This window comes from Carboxydothermus islandicus, from assembly GCF_001950325.1.
Lineage (GTDB): Bacteria > Bacillota > Z-2901 > Carboxydothermales > Carboxydothermaceae > Carboxydothermus > Carboxydothermus islandicus.
Map to the genome: position 1 here is coordinate 35,445 of NZ_BDJL01000019.1, position 13,748 is coordinate 49,192.

At 39.5% G+C, this 13,748-nt stretch carries 17 protein-coding genes and 2 tRNA genes; 13 read left to right on the plus strand and 6 right to left on the minus strand.

The annotated features are described in order from the left end of the window. Positions 1-5 precede the first annotated feature (5 nt). Positions 6-128, plus strand: a complete 123-nt coding sequence (locus ciss_RS13670; RefSeq protein ID WP_268874196.1) for a hypothetical protein — start codon at positions 6-8, stop codon at positions 126-128. Between the two features lie 309 nt (positions 129-437). Here the strand turns inward: ciss_RS13670 and ciss_RS04110 are convergent, their stop codons facing one another. Beyond that, complete coding sequence (locus ciss_RS04110) at positions 438-1,061, minus strand: transglutaminase-like domain-containing protein (RefSeq protein ID WP_075865040.1); 624 nt, start codon at positions 1,059-1,061, stop codon at positions 438-440. A gap of 111 nt (positions 1,062-1,172) precedes the next feature. Then, positions 1,173-1,259 (minus strand) — tRNA-Leu (locus tag ciss_RS04115). Between the two features lie 143 nt (positions 1,260-1,402). On the opposite strand from ciss_RS04115, the gene dinB reads away from it, so the two are divergent. The 10 genes from dinB (at position 1,403) to ciss_RS04165 (ending at position 10,537) form a co-directional block, all read left to right on the plus strand. Then, on the plus strand, positions 1,403-2,578 hold the full coding sequence (gene dinB / locus ciss_RS04120) for a DNA polymerase IV (RefSeq protein WP_075865041.1): 1,176 nt from the start codon (positions 1,403-1,405) through the stop codon (positions 2,576-2,578). A 56-nt stretch (positions 2,579-2,634) separates the two neighbouring features. After that, the gene (locus ciss_RS04125; RefSeq protein WP_075865042.1) at positions 2,635-3,201 is read left to right on the plus strand and encodes an RNA polymerase sigma factor; all 567 of its coding nucleotides are present in this window, start codon (positions 2,635-2,637) and stop codon (positions 3,199-3,201) included. Then, the gene (locus tag ciss_RS04130) at positions 3,191-4,363 is read left to right on the plus strand and encodes a DUF4349 domain-containing protein (protein ID WP_075865043.1); all 1,173 of its coding nucleotides are present in this window, start codon (positions 3,191-3,193) and stop codon (positions 4,361-4,363) included. Before ciss_RS04125 ends, ciss_RS04130 begins: the two co-directional genes overlap by 11 nt. An 85-nt stretch (positions 4,364-4,448) precedes the next feature. Further along, positions 4,449-6,944: a DNA polymerase I gene (gene polA / locus ciss_RS04135; RefSeq protein ID WP_075865044.1), complete on the plus strand. Its 2,496-nt coding sequence runs from the start codon at positions 4,449-4,451 to the stop codon at positions 6,942-6,944. A 12-nt stretch (positions 6,945-6,956) separates the two neighbouring features. Then, on the plus strand, positions 6,957-7,748 hold the full coding sequence (gene mutM / locus ciss_RS04140; RefSeq protein WP_075865045.1) for a bifunctional DNA-formamidopyrimidine glycosylase/DNA-(apurinic or apyrimidinic site) lyase: 792 nt from the start codon (positions 6,957-6,959) through the stop codon (positions 7,746-7,748). Between the two features lie 64 nt (positions 7,749-7,812). Beyond that, entirely contained in the window at positions 7,813-8,436 is a 624-nt protein-coding gene (gene ytaF / locus ciss_RS04145) for a sporulation membrane protein YtaF (RefSeq protein ID WP_075865046.1), read from the plus strand. Between the two features lie 16 nt (positions 8,437-8,452). Continuing rightward, positions 8,453-9,052 (plus strand): dephospho-CoA kinase, encoded by a 600-nt coding sequence (gene coaE, locus ciss_RS04150; protein WP_201787769.1) that lies wholly within the window; start codon positions 8,453-8,455, stop codon positions 9,050-9,052. After that, positions 9,040-9,579, plus strand: a complete 540-nt coding sequence (locus tag ciss_RS04155) for a lytic transglycosylase domain-containing protein (protein ID WP_235837235.1) — start codon at positions 9,040-9,042, stop codon at positions 9,577-9,579. The genes coaE and ciss_RS04155 overlap by 13 nt, the downstream gene beginning before the upstream one ends. Before the next feature lie 6 nt (positions 9,580-9,585). Continuing rightward, positions 9,586-10,023, plus strand: coding sequence for a DUF1285 domain-containing protein (locus ciss_RS04160; protein WP_075865049.1), 438 nt, complete (start codon positions 9,586-9,588; stop codon positions 10,021-10,023). Further along, positions 10,004-10,537 (plus strand): thermonuclease family protein, encoded by a 534-nt coding sequence (locus ciss_RS04165; RefSeq protein ID WP_075865050.1) that lies wholly within the window; start codon positions 10,004-10,006, stop codon positions 10,535-10,537. The genes ciss_RS04160 and ciss_RS04165 overlap by 20 nt, the downstream gene beginning before the upstream one ends. Here the strand turns inward: ciss_RS04165 and ciss_RS13805 are convergent. Both ciss_RS13805 and ciss_RS04175 read right to left on the minus strand, forming a co-directional pair. Beyond that, positions 10,526-10,924 (minus strand): DUF1284 domain-containing protein, encoded by a 399-nt coding sequence (locus ciss_RS13805; protein ID WP_075865051.1) that lies wholly within the window; start codon positions 10,922-10,924, stop codon positions 10,526-10,528. The two genes, ciss_RS04165 and ciss_RS13805, sit on opposite strands and share 12 nt — an antisense overlap. Beyond that, positions 10,917-11,456 (minus strand): biotin transporter BioY, encoded by a 540-nt coding sequence (locus tag ciss_RS04175; protein WP_166503981.1) that lies wholly within the window; start codon positions 11,454-11,456, stop codon positions 10,917-10,919. The genes ciss_RS13805 and ciss_RS04175 overlap by 8 nt, the downstream gene beginning before the upstream one ends. A 173-nt stretch (positions 11,457-11,629) precedes the next feature. Here ciss_RS04175 and ciss_RS04180 point away from each other — a divergent pair, with 173 nt between their 5' ends. Continuing rightward, positions 11,630-12,223, plus strand: coding sequence for a hypothetical protein (locus ciss_RS04180; protein WP_075865053.1), 594 nt, complete (start codon positions 11,630-11,632; stop codon positions 12,221-12,223). A gap of 13 nt (positions 12,224-12,236) precedes the next feature. On the opposite strand, the gene ciss_RS04185 is transcribed toward ciss_RS04180, so the two are convergent. Further along, on the minus strand, positions 12,237-12,803 hold the full coding sequence (locus ciss_RS04185) for a methyltransferase family protein (protein ID WP_075865054.1): 567 nt from the start codon (positions 12,801-12,803) through the stop codon (positions 12,237-12,239). A 66-nt stretch (positions 12,804-12,869) separates the two neighbouring features. Here ciss_RS04185 and ciss_RS04190 point away from each other — a divergent pair, with 66 nt between their 5' ends. Then, positions 12,870-13,544, plus strand: a complete 675-nt coding sequence (locus tag ciss_RS04190) for an SOS response-associated peptidase (RefSeq protein WP_075865055.1) — start codon at positions 12,870-12,872, stop codon at positions 13,542-13,544. 44 nt (positions 13,545-13,588) lie between these two features. Here ciss_RS04190 and ciss_RS04195 read toward each other — a convergent pair. Next, a tRNA-Leu gene (locus ciss_RS04195) sits at positions 13,589-13,671 on the minus strand. Positions 13,672-13,748 lie beyond the last annotated feature (77 nt).

Sequence of the window (13,748 nt, forward strand, 5' to 3'; positions counted from 1 at the left end):
CTTTTATGGAAAACCAGATACTGGGGATTTTACAGCAAATAGCAAAGGATGTGCAGGGGCTAAAGGGTGATATGAATGACATGAAACAAGACAAGCAAGGTATGAAACAGGAAATTAATGATCTTTAACAAGATATGCAAGGAGTAAAAGAAGACTGCCTTAATTGAGGAAAATAATCTAAAACTTCAACTGCTGGCCGAAATTCAGCAAGCTCACCGGGAGCAAACGGAGCGGCAAATTGCTGAGTTAAAAGAAGAATTAAATAAAAGGTTGGATGTTATTGAAGTGGTGGTAAAAAGTATTGCTTCTGAAGTTAAGCAAAATAATAAAAAAAAAATTTTTTAGCTTTAGCTGAAATTACCGGGACCCATGAAATGGAAATTAAAGTTATAAAAAAAGTATTGATTATGGCTTTGGCTGAATGAAATATTTTTGCTTTATAATGGGGATTCTTTAAGTTTATCCCAAAATTCACTCAAGATAGGATAACGTCGATAAATCAAGAAGTAAGCACCTTTTAAGTTCGTAGCGATGGAATCTTTTTGGTAATTACATTCAACACAGTACAGATTGTAATCATGATTAAAAATTTCATTTAGGTCTTTAATTTGTTTGGATTCATATAATTTTTGTATGTAAGTTATATCGAGAATTAAATAACCCAAGTTGTTGTCGTTTACTTCCAACCAGGCATGGGGTAAACCATCAAGATAGCCAATAACGATATTTGATTTTATATTATGGCTTAATAGTAATGAAGCTAATAACTCGGTTTGATTTAAACATACCCCACTTTTTTCAACCCAGGTTTTGCTTAATGGCTTATACCAAGAATATGAACTATTTTCATCGTATTTAATATTTTTTATTATGTATTCAATTGATTTATTTAATATTAATTTTTTATTATTAGCCTCATTTTTCTGGATAATTTGATAGGTTATTTTTTTGCCAAAGTTTAAGACACAATTTTTATAATTATAATTTAAAAGTTGAAACAGTCCATAAAACATTAAAATAATTAGAAACATTTTGAAAAATATAGCTATCACCTTTTTCATAAGCGGTACACCACCTTTTCGATAATATTATACATAATGTACGCTAAAATTACAATTAAACGAAATTAATGAAATAAAAAAACCGGCCCTTAAGCCGATTTATCTTTTATCTGGTGCCGAGAGCGGGAGTCGAACCCGCACGGGTGTTACCCCACCGGATTTTGAGTCCGGCGCGTCTGCCAGTTCCACCATCTCGGCACTGTCCATAAACTCTGCAAAACTTATTATAGTAAACTTCTTTTTATTTTGCAACAGGAAATTTATTTCGGGCAGGTTGTTTTGCCCGAAAAATTTTTTTATAATGTAATCGAACATATGTACTAAAATCAAGGGTGAGAAAGATGAGGCAGAGGGTAATTATTCATGTAGATATGGATGCTTTTTTTGCAGCGGTGGAGCAGCGGGATAATCCTGAGCTTAAAGGGAAACCGGTGATTGTGGGTGGAGTTCCTGGAGAGCGGGGGGTAGTAGCGGCGGCATCGTATGAAGCGCGGAAGTTTGGAGTAAGGTCGGCGATGTCTTTATGGGAAGCGGCAAGACTTTGCCCCCACGGTATATTTATTCCCGGAAACCATAAAAAATACCAGGAAGTATCGGAGAAAATCTTCAGGATTTTTCGGGAATACACTCCTTTAGTAGAACCGGTGTCGTTGGATGAGGCTTATCTTGATGTTACCGGTAGTCAAAAGCTTTTTGGACCAGGGGTTGAAATTGGGAAAAAGATAAAAAAGCGGATATTTGAGGAGACGGAACTGACGGCATCGGTAGGGGTTGCTCCCAATAAGTTTTTAGCCAAGTTAGCTTCGGAAGTAAATAAACCGGATGGTTTTTGTGAAGTTACCGAAGACAACATACTGGATTTTTTAGCACCGTTACCGGTGGAGATGCTCTGGGGAGTTGGGGAGAAAATGAAAGAACGGTTAAATGACATGGGGATAAAAACTGTCCAGGATTTCTGGGAACTGCCGGAGTTTTTTCTTAGGAAAAAGTTTGGGGTTCTGGGACAGAATTTATATTATTTGTCCCGGGGAATTGATTTTCGGGAGGTAATTCCGGAAAGAGTACCGAAATCTTTAGGCAAAGAAATTACTTTGCAAAAGGACAGCAGTGATGTGGATTACCTTTTAGGAACGCTTTTAGGGCTTACCATGGCAGTGGGTCGGGGGCTTCGCCGGGAGGGATTTTATGCCGGCGGAATCAGTGTTAAGATTCGCCTTTCAAGCTTTATAACCTATACCCGGCATACAATGTTTTTTGAGCCGACCTGGATGGATGAGGTGCTATACCGGGAAGCCAAAAGGCTGTTTTTAGAAAATTACCACGGTGAATTACCGGTAAGGTTAATTGGGGTAACAGCAACACCGCTAATTCCGGTAGAATCGGGCCGGCAAATATCGCTGTTTGGAGAAGATCCACGGCGGGAAAATCTTTACCCGATAATCGATAGGTTAAACCATAAGTACGGAAATAAAACCGTGACCAGGGCTAAAATTTTAAAAATTAGCGGTCGAGGATGAAACTTTTTTAATAAAGGAGCGTCAAAAAGGGGTAGAAAGGAAAAAGGGGGATTAAGGTGAGCAGCGACCTTTACCTGGTAGAGCAGGCCAAAAGGGGTGACAAAGAGGCTTTTGGTTATTTAGTGGAAAAGTATGAGAAAAAGATTTTTTCTTTAGCTCTAAGAATTTGCGGCCAGCGGGAAGAAGCGGAGGATTTGGCACAGGAAATATTTTTAAAAGTCTACCAAAAGCTTAATACTTATCAGGGGGAAGCGGCTTTTTCTACCTGGCTTTACCGGGTGGCGGCAAATACCTGTTTTGATAGGCTGCGTCAGCTAAAACGAGAAATGAGTATTCAGAAAGAGTTTAATGAAAGAGAATTTTACAAAAAGGCCTTAACCCCTGAAGAAGAGTTTTTTAACCGGCAGGAGATATTAAACATAGAAAAGGCCTTGCAAACCTTACCGGAAGATTTAAGGCTTGTTCTTCTCCTGCGGGAGCAGTATGGATTAAGGTATGAAGAGATAGCCAAAGCTCTTTCTCTTAATCTTGGTACCGTGAAAAACCGTATTTTTCGAGCAAGGGAGAAATTAAGAAAACTTTTAATGCAGCAAGGGGAAGGAGGGATGGACAGTGGAGTGTAATGAAGTTAGAGAACTTCTTTCCGCTTATATCGATGGGGAAGTAACCGCCGAAGAAAAGAAACAGGTCGAAAGGCATCTTCAAAGTTGTGCCGGGTGCCGGGAGGCATACGGGCAGTATGTAGATATGGGGGCGGTTTTGAAGATGTTGCCCTTTCTGGAGCCAGATACGCCACTGAGAGAAAAAGTTCAAGATAAAATTAAATATAAACGAAATATTTTAAACCGCTTTATCTGGTCGGAATGGGTTGCGGTGGCTGTGGCGATGGTCTTAGTTTTTGCTCTGGGAATTACGGCGATAAGCTTATCGGGGTTAACGCTTTATCCAAAAAATGAAGCGGTAGAGGTAGTTCGGGATAAAGCGGTTAGCGTTGCGGGAGGGCCATCCGAAGGTGCTCTACCTGATGAGCAAAATACGGGAGTGCTTCCGGCAAAAAGCCCAGCAAAATTTGCGCCAGACCTTACCGGGGAAGAAGCTACTTTTAAAACTACCAGTACCGACGAGCGAAAAATTGTAAAAACTGCTTCCGGCAAGCTTACGGTAAAGAAGTTAGAGGATTTTGACCGCTGGCTTGCCCAGGAGCTTGGTCGCGTTAACGGCTATGTAAAATTTTCCCGGGAAGAAAAAGAAATCCGGGAATTGACCTTAATGATTCCGGCAGATAAGCTAAAAAGCTTTGTTGATGATCTAAAAAAGCAGGGAGAACTGGAAAGTTACAGTGAAAATGCCGAAGATGTAACCAAAGCTTACCGGGATATGGAAATAAGGATCAAAAACCTGGAGTCGGAGATTGCGGCAGTGCGGGCGTTGCTTATCAAAGCTCAAAAAGTCGAAGAAATTTTGGCAGTACGGGCAGAGCTAAATCGGCTGACCGAAGAATTAGAGATCACTAAAGCTTCTTTTGAAGATTTAAAGCAAAATGTAGCTTATTCGACTTTAAATTTAAAGGTAGTAAAGGAAAAAACAGCACAAATCGGAGAAGATTCGCTTTTTAAAAATTTAGGTAAAAAGATAAAAGAGCAGTTTGTAAAAGCCTTTAACAATTTTTTTACGGTTTTAATAAAACTTTTCTTCCTGTTAATTTATTTACTGCCGTATTTAATCCTCTTACTTTTAATAATATTTTTCGTCTACCGCTTTAAAAAGAAAAAGTCCGGTACTTAAGCTGTCCTTTTCGGGCAGCTTTTTTCTTTTACCAGTCAGCTTTATTTGGTACAATAAACTTAAAATTATTATTTTGGAGGTAATTATGGGAAAAGTAGTCCTGGTGGATGGAAATAGTTTATTACATAGAGCGTTTTTTGCCCTTCCGCCTTTAAAAACTACTAAAGGGGAGCCTACCGGGGCGGTTTACGGGTTTTTAACGATGCTTTTTCGGGTAATAAGAGATGAAAAACCAGAATATTTAGCGGTAGCTTTTGATGTTAGCCGGAAAACCTTTCGTACCGAGCAGTTTACTGCATACAAAGGGCACCGCAAAGAAGCTCCGGATGAACTGGTACCCCAGTTTGCCCTGGTACGGGAAGTATTAAAAGTTTTAAATGTGCCCTATATTGAACTTGACGGCTATGAGGCAGATGATATTATCGGCCACCTATCAAGGGTGTTTGCCGGGCAGGGGCATGAGGTAGTAATTTACACCGCTGACCGGGACATGCTGCAACTGGTCGATGAAAAAACCGTGGTATACCTTACCAAAAAAGGCATTACCGAACTGGTTAAAATGGATTTAGCTGAGGTTTTGGAAAACTACGGCTTAAAACCTCAGCAGCTTGTGGATGTTAAAGGATTAATGGGTGATCCCTCGGACAACATACCCGGAGTTCCGGGGATTGGGGAGAAAACTGCTTTAGATTTAATAAAAACTTATGGCTCGGTGGAAGAAGTTTTGGCCCGCAAAGAAGAGTTAAAACCTAAATTAAGAGAAAAACTTGCCGAACATGAAAGTTTAGCGAAAATATCGAAACAATTAGCTACTATCCTGCGGGAAATACCGTTAGAAATCTCCCTGGAAGATTTAAAAGTAAAAGAACCTAATTATGAAGAAGTAGCTAAATTATTTCTTCGCCTTGAGTTTAAAAGCTTTTTAAAAGAAATAGAACCAAAAATAAAGAATGAATACCAGGAAAGTAAAGAGTTGGTGCAATTTGAACCGGTAGCAACGGAAGAACGGATTGCGGTAATCTTTAATAATGGATTTTATGTTGATGACGGGGAAAAAACAAAGTTTTATTCTTTAGAACAGCTTTTTGAAATACAGGAAATATTTCGGAATAAAAAAATTATTACCGACGACGCCAAAGGAATTTATCATGTCTGTTTAGAAAAAGGTCTGACTTTTCCCGAAATTTGTTTTGATGCGCGGATAGCAGCTTATGTTTTAAATCCGGCCGACCAAAATCCCGGGCTCAAGGGGCTGTATTTAAAGTATGGTTTGCCGGTGTTTGAAGATTTTTCTTTAAATATCAGGGGTTTATTTTATTTATGGAAAGAAATGATGGAAAAAGTTCACGAGCAGGAGCAGGAAAGGTTATTTTATGAAATAGAACTTCCTCTAACTCCGGTTCTTGCTCAAATGGAGCATACCGGCATTCAGGTTGACCGGGAAGCTTTAAAAGAAATGTCGGTGGAGCTGGGAGAGCAAATTGAAGAGTTAATCCGGGAAATTTATGCGCTGGCGGGGGAAGAGTTTAACTTAAACTCTCCCAGGCAGCTGGGAGTTATTCTTTTTGAAAAACTTGGGCTGCCGGTAATTAAAAAGACCAAGACGGGCTACTCTACCGATGCGGAGGTTTTGGAAGAGCTTTTACCTTACCACGAAATTATTGGCAAAATTTTGACTTACCGTCAGCTTATGAAGTTAAAATCAACCTATACCGACGGTTTAATGCCTTTAATAAATGAGCGTACCGGTAAACTTCACACCACTTTTAACCAGACCGGTACCTTAACCGGACGTCTGGCGTCTTCGGAGCCCAATCTTCAAAATATTCCGGTGCGGTTGGAACTCGGCCGGAAATTACGCAAGATGTTTATACCTTCCCCTGGTTATGATTATATTGTTTCGGCGGATTATTCCCAGATTGAGTTAAGGCTTCTTGCTCATTTTTCCGAAGAGCCCAAGCTTATTGAAGCGTACCAAAAAGGGGAGGATATTCACCGGAAAACCGCTTCAGAAGTATTTGGTGTACCTTTAGAAGAAGTTACCCCTGAGATGCGTGCTCATGCCAAGTCGGTGAACTTCGGCATTGTCTATGGCATTAGCGATTTTGGTTTAGGCAGAGATTTAAAGATTCCCCGGGAGATTGCCGGAAAATATATTAAAAATTATTTTACCAATTATCCCAGAGTGCGGGAGTATCTCGATGAACTTGTCCGTACGGCAAGAGAAAAGGGATATGTGACCACGTTATTTGGGCGAAGACGTTATATTCCGGAGCTATCGTCCAAAAATCGCACAGTGCAGGGTTTTGGCGAAAGGACGGCCATGAATACCCCCCTTCAGGGCTCAGCTGCCGATATTATTAAGCTTGCAATGATTAATGTAGAAAGGGAATTAAAAAACAGCAAGCTTAGGTCCCGGCTCCTTCTTTCGGTGCACGATGAGTTAGTTTTGGAAGTGCCGGCGGAAGAGCTGGAAGAAGTTAAAGGGCTGGTAAAAGGGGTTATGGAGTCGGTGGTTGAACTAAAAGTGCCTTTAATCGCTGAAGTTGGCGCAGGAAAAAACTGGTATGAAGCCAAGTAAGGAGAGAGTATTATGCCAGAACTTCCGGAAGTAGAAACCATTAAAAGAACCCTTGCCCCTAAGATTGTGGGAAAAACAATTTACCGGGTAGAAGTATATCTTCCAAAAATTATTAAAAATGTTTCGGTTGCCGAATTTACCCGGCGCGTTGTGGGAAAAGAAATATTAGCTTTAAAACGCCGGGGGAAGTATTTACTGATAGATCTTTCCGGAAAGGAAACGGTAACGGTTCATTTAAGGATGACCGGGAAACTTTTAATACTGCCCAACGGTTCGCCGAAAGAAAAACATACCCACGCTATTTTTGATTTTGGCGATTTAGAGTTACATTTTAATGATATACGCCAGTTTGGTGGCTTTTCTTTTGAGATGCCGGAAATAGGTCCTGAGCCTTTAGATGACGAGTTTACCCTTGAGTATTTGAAAACAAAACTAAAGGCGTCACGGAAAAATCTTAAGGCCGTTTTATTAGACCAAAAAATAATTGCGGGTATTGGTAATATTTACGCTGATGAAATCTTATTTGAGGCAGGGCTTTCTCCCAAAAGGATAGCCGCCGGCTTATCGGAAGATGAGGCAGAAGAGTTATTTAAAGCTATACGGAAAGTCTTAACCCTGGGGATTGAGCACCGGGGAACGTCTATTAGAGATTATGTTGATGCGGAAAATCAGCAGGGGAGCTTTCAACGCTTGCTAAAGGTTTACGGGAAAAATGGTTCACTCTGTGTTAGATGTAATAAGGTCTTAATCCGCGAACGTCACGCCGGTCGCAGTACCCACTACTGTCCGCACTGTCAGAAATAAAGGAGAGACAGGCACCTTCTCTTACGTCTTTAAATAATTTAAAAAAGACGGGGAGGTGCCGGCGATGGAATTTTATTTAGCGTTGTTTGCTTTAGCTCTTAGTGTAGACGGGTTTGGTGCAGGAGTAGCTTATGGGCTAAGAGGATTGAAAGTTCCGACCCTGTCGGTACTGGTGGTAAGCAGCACTTCTGCTTTGACCATTGGGCTTGCCATGCTGTTAGGAAAATTTATCAACTTTTTTGTTCCGGAAAGTTTTACCCGCTATTTTGGGGCGTTTTTACTTATGGCCATCGGTTTGTATGTTTATTTTTCCGGGGGTAAAGAAGAGAAAAAGTCTTCTATCGACCCGGAAGTGGTTTTTAGTGTTAAAATTTTTGGTTTAATCTTTCAAATTTTACGTTCTCCGCAATTAGCCGATCGGGATGAATCGGGGGTCCTGTCTTATAAAGAGGCAGTTTTGTTGGGTGTGGCCCTTGCTTTGGATGCTTTTGGGGCTGGAATTGGTTTAAGTTTATCCGGTTACCCGGTTATTTTAACGATGCTAAATGTGGGGTTAATTAAGTTTTGCCTTTTTTATGCAGGATTGATTATCGGTAAGTTAAATGGGAAGGTGAGTTTCATTAAAAATTACTCCCGCTACTTGGCTTCACTGGTTTTAATTTTTTTGGGAATTTCACGTATAATTTAGATTAGGGGTGTTGTTATTGCTGGTTATTGGACTTACCGGAGGTATAGCGTCCGGTAAAAGCACTGTTTCCCGGATCCTGCGGGAACTGGGTTTTGCAATTATCGATGCTGACCGGATTGCCCGGGAAATTTTAAGCCCTGGACATCCGGCATATCAAAAGGTAATTGATACTTTTGGTAAAAATATTTTAATGGAAGATGGACAAATTGACCGGGCTAAGTTAGGTAAGATCGTATTTGCCAACCGGGAAAAGCTTTTGGTTTTAAACAGCATTACTCATCCGGAAGTTTTAAAGGAAATAAGAAAAAAAATAAAGGAGTTAACTTCGGCGGGGGTAGAAAGGATTGTCGTAGATATTCCTTTGCTTTTTGAGGCGAAGATGACTTCACTGGTCGATGAAATTTGGGTGGTTTACGTTCCCGAAGAAGAACAAATAAAACGGCTTATGGCCCGTAATGGCTTTTCCAGGGATGAAGCTCTGGCCAGAATTCGGTCCCAGATGCCGTTAGAGGAAAAAGTGAAACTGGCGGATGTGGTGATTGATAACAGCGGAAGTATCGAATCTACCCGGGAGCAGATTTTAACCATTTTGCAGAAACGGAAGTGGAACGGTTGATCAGAAAAATAAATGGTTTTTCCTTAACGCTGGCGGTTTTGCTGGTTGCGATTTTACTTTTTCCCTTTTGGGGTAAAATATTGTATCCCATAAAATACAGGGATAAACTTTACGATGCTGCATCTTTTGCCGGAATTGATCCGCTATTAGTGGCGGCAGTGGTTAAAGCGGAGAGTAATTTTAATCCCAGGGCTATTTCCCAAAAAGGAGCAATGGGTCTAATGCAGATAATGCCGGAGACTGCTTTTTGGCTGGCCAAGGAGATTAATGAACCTCTGGCTAAACCGGAAGAGCTTTTGGAACCTGAAAAAAATTTGGTTTTGGGAACTTTTTATTTAAAGTATTTAATTGACCGCTATGGTAACTTAGAGTTAGCTTTAGGTGCCTATAATGCGGGTGTCGCCAATATGGATATTTGGCTGAAAAGCAATAAAGCTAAAAATCCAAGTCTTTATCCCTTTAAGGAGACAAAGGCTTTTGTAAAAAAAGTTTTATGGAATTATAGGGTATATTGTTTTTTATATTGATGCGGGGTGATAAATATAAAAATATTCCTGGATAAAGAGGGTAATTGGTATTACGCGGGACAGCTAATAATCAATGAGAAGATAATTGAATTATTTTATAAAAGTTTGACCTATAAAAATGGGAATTATTATTTAGTGCATAATGGTGAAGAAAAAAAGATTGATGTTGAGGATGCTCCGTATTTTGCTGAAGGGGTCGTGGAAAAAGATAGCTGGCTGTATTTAAAATTAAAAGGTGGATTAATGTTACCCATGGAAGGGCCGGTTTATTTTAAAAACCGGATTCCTTATACCAGTGTCAATAACCTTCCGGTGAAGTTTACAAGAAAGGCTTTTTGGGCTTTATCCAGGTATTTCAGCGACGACGGGCAGAAGGTAATTTGCGGAAATTTTTGTACTAAAATTGTAGAAGAAGGTGAAGGAGATGAAAAGGGTACAAGTTAAGGTTATTTGGGTTATTTTTTTACTTTTTGCACTTTTTCTTCAGGGGTGTGCCGGGGATGTTGATGCTGCAACAAATTTTATTCCTGCTAAAGTAGTAAAAGTTAGTGACGGTGATACGGTAAAAGTTAAATTATCTTCCGGTAAAGAAATAAGGGTAAGAATGATTGGGGTAAATACACCGGAACTTTCTCATCCGGAACTTGGAATTAAGGAGCAGCCTTACGGGAAAGAAGCTTTTAAATATACCAAAAAAGTTCTCTATCCCGGACGGATTGTTTTTTTAGAGTATGATGTGCAAAAGCAAGATAAGTACGGGCGAGATTTAGCTTATGTCTGGCTTAAAAAACCGGTGAAGATTACTGAAGAGGAAGTTCGGGTTAAAATGTTTAATGCCCAACTTTTGCTGGAGGGGTATGCTCAGGTAATGACTGTTCCTCCCAATGTAAAATACTCCAAGCTTTTTGTAAAGTTCCAAAAAGAAGCCCGGGAAAACTCCCGGGGCTTATGGAAATAATTTCTTATTTTTTAAGTTACGAAAACCTTCTATGCAAAAACCTAAGGGGTACCACTCACAGTCCTGGCAGAGGGCGATAAATTTACTCTCTTCCAGGACCATTATTTTTTGGTAGGCATTCTTAACTGAAATTTCCCTGGTATTAAAAAAGGTTAAAAGAAACTCATCTTTTTTAATTACTTTATCATTGCTGCGACACAAACCGTTTATGAGTTCGGGACAGTTTTTACATATGTCGTCGGGCTGAATTTCAAGCTCAAGGAGAAGCGTGGGGTTTTTAAGAATTTTAGAGCGAATTTTGGAAAAGTTTTGGGCAAAGTGGTCGTTATAACCCAGGCCCCGGAAACCTAAAAAACACAGCAGATGATGAGGCCTTAGCTTAACCATTTAATTTGACCCCTGCGGTGGATAGAGCTTTTTGAAGATGGGTTGCCAGTAATAGAGCTATGGCACCTTTTAATATATCCCAAGGGATAAAAGGTGTAACACCAACAGCTATGGCTTTACTTAAGGGTAGTTTTAAAACATAAGCCAGCTGGATTGTTCCCAGGGAATAAATTATAAGAAGAGATACAACGACTGCCAGAATTTTACCCCGGAGATTAAAGTTGGTGAACTCAACAATATAGCCAGCGATTAATCCGCTTAAAGCAAATCCGAGCAAGTAGCCACCGGTTGGACCTAAGATAACGCCTATACCACCGCGAGCCTGGGCAAAGACCGGAAGACCCACCGCTCCTAAAAGCAGATAGGTAACCATTCCCCAAAAAGATTTTTTTCCCAGTAAAAAAATTCCGAGAAAAACTGCAAAGACCTGAAGGGTAAAGGGGACTCCTCCGGGGAGAGGTATGGCAATCTGGGCCAAAACTGCGGTAACGGCCGCTAATAGAGCAGCATAAATAACCGTCCTAATTGTCAACTCCAACACCTCCAAAGTTAACCTTTTATTTTAAAATAACCTGAGAAATTAAAAAAGTCAACTAAAAAGTTAGACAAAAAAATAAAAAATTTTCTTAAAAAATTATTCCTGCTACTTAAAATTTTAATAAAATAGTGATAATATAATTATAATAAAACGAAAGGGGTGAAAAAATGCCTCGAAAGAAGGCTACAAAAGTAACCGGGGAGAGCGTAAATATTAATATTTCTGAAGCTCAAAAAAATGAAAATACCGCAAATAATGCTAATAATATAAGTAGAAAAACAGCAAAGCATTATATTATAGAACTTTTAAAAGAAGCTCCGGAACAAACAATTAAAATGACTTTGGAAAAGATTACGGAGTTAATAAATCAAAAGATTGTCCTTGAGGGCCGGGATTATAGATATCAAAGGCCCAATATTTGGTCCGCAATTCAGAAATTAGCGGAAAATGGTGTTATAAAAATTAAGAAAGGGAAAAATCGCCGGGATCCAAATACCATTATCTTACTGCAGCCGGAGGTAGACTTTAACAAAATTTCCAGCAAGCGTTCACCGGGAAGGCCGGAGCAAAAAGTTTTTATTACCAAAAAACAGTATAATCTTTTGAAGAACCAATTAAAGAAAACCGAGAAACAGCTTCTAAAAATTTTCAATAACTTAAAGGATATTAAAGAAACTCTGGATTTAATGGAAAATAAAAACAGGAGAACTCCTGAAGATAAGGGAACGGTTAGAAGACGGGGGCGACCCAAAAAAGTTTAAAGGAAGGGAAACATTATTTACGAAAAATACGTTGGGGTAGCGGAAATAACGCCGGTACCTCTTTTTTATAGTTTTCGTATTCCTGACCAAAAATATTAATAAGCTTTTTTTCTTCTAATTTAATACCGATAAAAATATATCCGCTCAGGATTATATTAACCAGAAGTCTTGGCAAATTAAAGCCTTCACTCCAGATTAAAAGGAGAGCTGCCAAGTATAAAGGGTGTCGCAGATATTTTAGAGGTCCTTTTTTAACAAGGTTTTTGCTATCTTGCGCAGCCAAACCTAAAAACTCTTTAAGGTTATAGCAGGAAAAACTCCAGAGGATAAGCAAAATTCCGGTTATTATAAAAATAGCACTCAGCCAAAGGGGAATGACTACAAGTTTGGGCTCGGAGAAGTTAATTTTTAGATATAAATAGGCACCGGCAAAACTAATTAGGGAAATTAAATTATAAAAAATTCGATAGCTTTTAGGGAAAAATTTATCTTTTAAGAAATTTTCCACCGGGGGATGAATTAAAAAACTATGAAGAAAGCAAAATAAAAGCCACAAAATTATTAAGATGAGATATTTCATGTTGTTACTCCTTTATAGATTTTTTCTTTATTATCTTACATTATGTAATTTTGTCAAGGTGATTATATGTGCGGGCGATTTTCCATGGCAGAAGATTTTGCAGTCTTAGAAAAACTTTTTAATTTAGAACCTGTAGATTTTCCTTTAAAACCCCGGTACAATATTGCTCCTACCCAGGATGTACCGGTGGTAATCTGGGAGGGAGGACGGCGTTTAAAGTTATTTCGCTGGGGCTTAATTCCGGCGTGGGCCAAGGACCCTGCTATAGGCCAGAAAATGATTAATGCGCGGGCGGAAACCGTTGACCAGAAACCCAGTTTTAAAAATCTTCTTTTTCGAAGGCGATGTCTGGTGCTGGCCGATGGATTTTACGAGTGGGAAAAGACCGGAGGGAAAAAAATTCCTTATCGGATAGTTTTAAAAAACCGAAAGCCTTTTGCTTTTGCGGGATTGTATGACATCTGGCAAGATTCCGGAGGGCGGATGTTATATTCCTGTACGATTATTACTACGGAGGCTAACAAACTTATCAGGTCAATACATGACCGGATGCCGGTAATTTTAAACAATAAAGCAATTTCGGTTTGGTTAGATTTAGGAATTAAGGACATCGCTTTACTTAAAAATTTGCTTGTACCGTATCCTGAGGAAGAAATGGATATTTATGAAGTAGCACCGTTAGTTAACTCGCCCCGGGTAGACATACCTCAATGTATTGAACCGGTTAAACGTTTGTTTTAAAACAAAAAACCCGTAAGCCAGCAGCTTACGGGTTAATTTTTTTATGGTGTCGGAGGTGGGACTTGAACCCACACGGTTTCCCACACGCCCCTCAAACGTGCGCGTCTGCCAGTTCCGCCACTCCGACGTAACTCGCAAGTTTTATTATATAGTTACCTTTAATCGGTGTCAAGAATTTATTTTTTGGAAATAATTACAAGTAAA

What these genes read in the sequence shown, in the direction of transcription:
- mutM (WP_075865045.1), top strand. Translation starts at nt 6,957, where the DNA reads ATGCCAGAACTTCCGGAAGTAGAAACCATTAAAAGAACCCTTGCCCCT.
- ciss_RS04190 (WP_075865055.1), top strand. Translation starts at nt 12,870, where the DNA reads ATGTGCGGGCGATTTTCCATGGCAGAAGATTTTGCAGTCTTAGAAAAA.
- ciss_RS13670 (WP_268874196.1), top strand. Translation starts at nt 6, where the DNA reads ATGGAAAACCAGATACTGGGGATTTTACAGCAAATAGCAAAGGATGTG.
- ciss_RS04180 (WP_075865053.1), top strand. Translation starts at nt 11,630, where the DNA reads ATGCCTCGAAAGAAGGCTACAAAAGTAACCGGGGAGAGCGTAAATATT.
- ciss_RS04185 (WP_075865054.1), bottom strand. Translation starts at nt 12,803, where the DNA reads ATGAAATATCTCATCTTAATAATTTTGTGGCTTTTATTTTGCTTTCTT.
- dinB (WP_075865041.1), top strand. Translation starts at nt 1,403, where the DNA reads ATGAGGCAGAGGGTAATTATTCATGTAGATATGGATGCTTTTTTTGCA.
- ciss_RS04110 (WP_075865040.1), bottom strand. Translation starts at nt 1,061, where the DNA reads ATGAAAAAGGTGATAGCTATATTTTTCAAAATGTTTCTAATTATTTTA.
- ytaF (WP_075865046.1), top strand. Translation starts at nt 7,813, where the DNA reads ATGGAATTTTATTTAGCGTTGTTTGCTTTAGCTCTTAGTGTAGACGGG.
- polA (WP_075865044.1), top strand. Translation starts at nt 4,449, where the DNA reads ATGGGAAAAGTAGTCCTGGTGGATGGAAATAGTTTATTACATAGAGCG.
- ciss_RS13805 (WP_075865051.1), bottom strand. Translation starts at nt 10,924, where the DNA reads ATGGTTAAGCTAAGGCCTCATCATCTGCTGTGTTTTTTAGGTTTCCGG.
- ciss_RS04165 (WP_075865050.1), top strand. Translation starts at nt 10,004, where the DNA reads ATGAAAAGGGTACAAGTTAAGGTTATTTGGGTTATTTTTTTACTTTTT.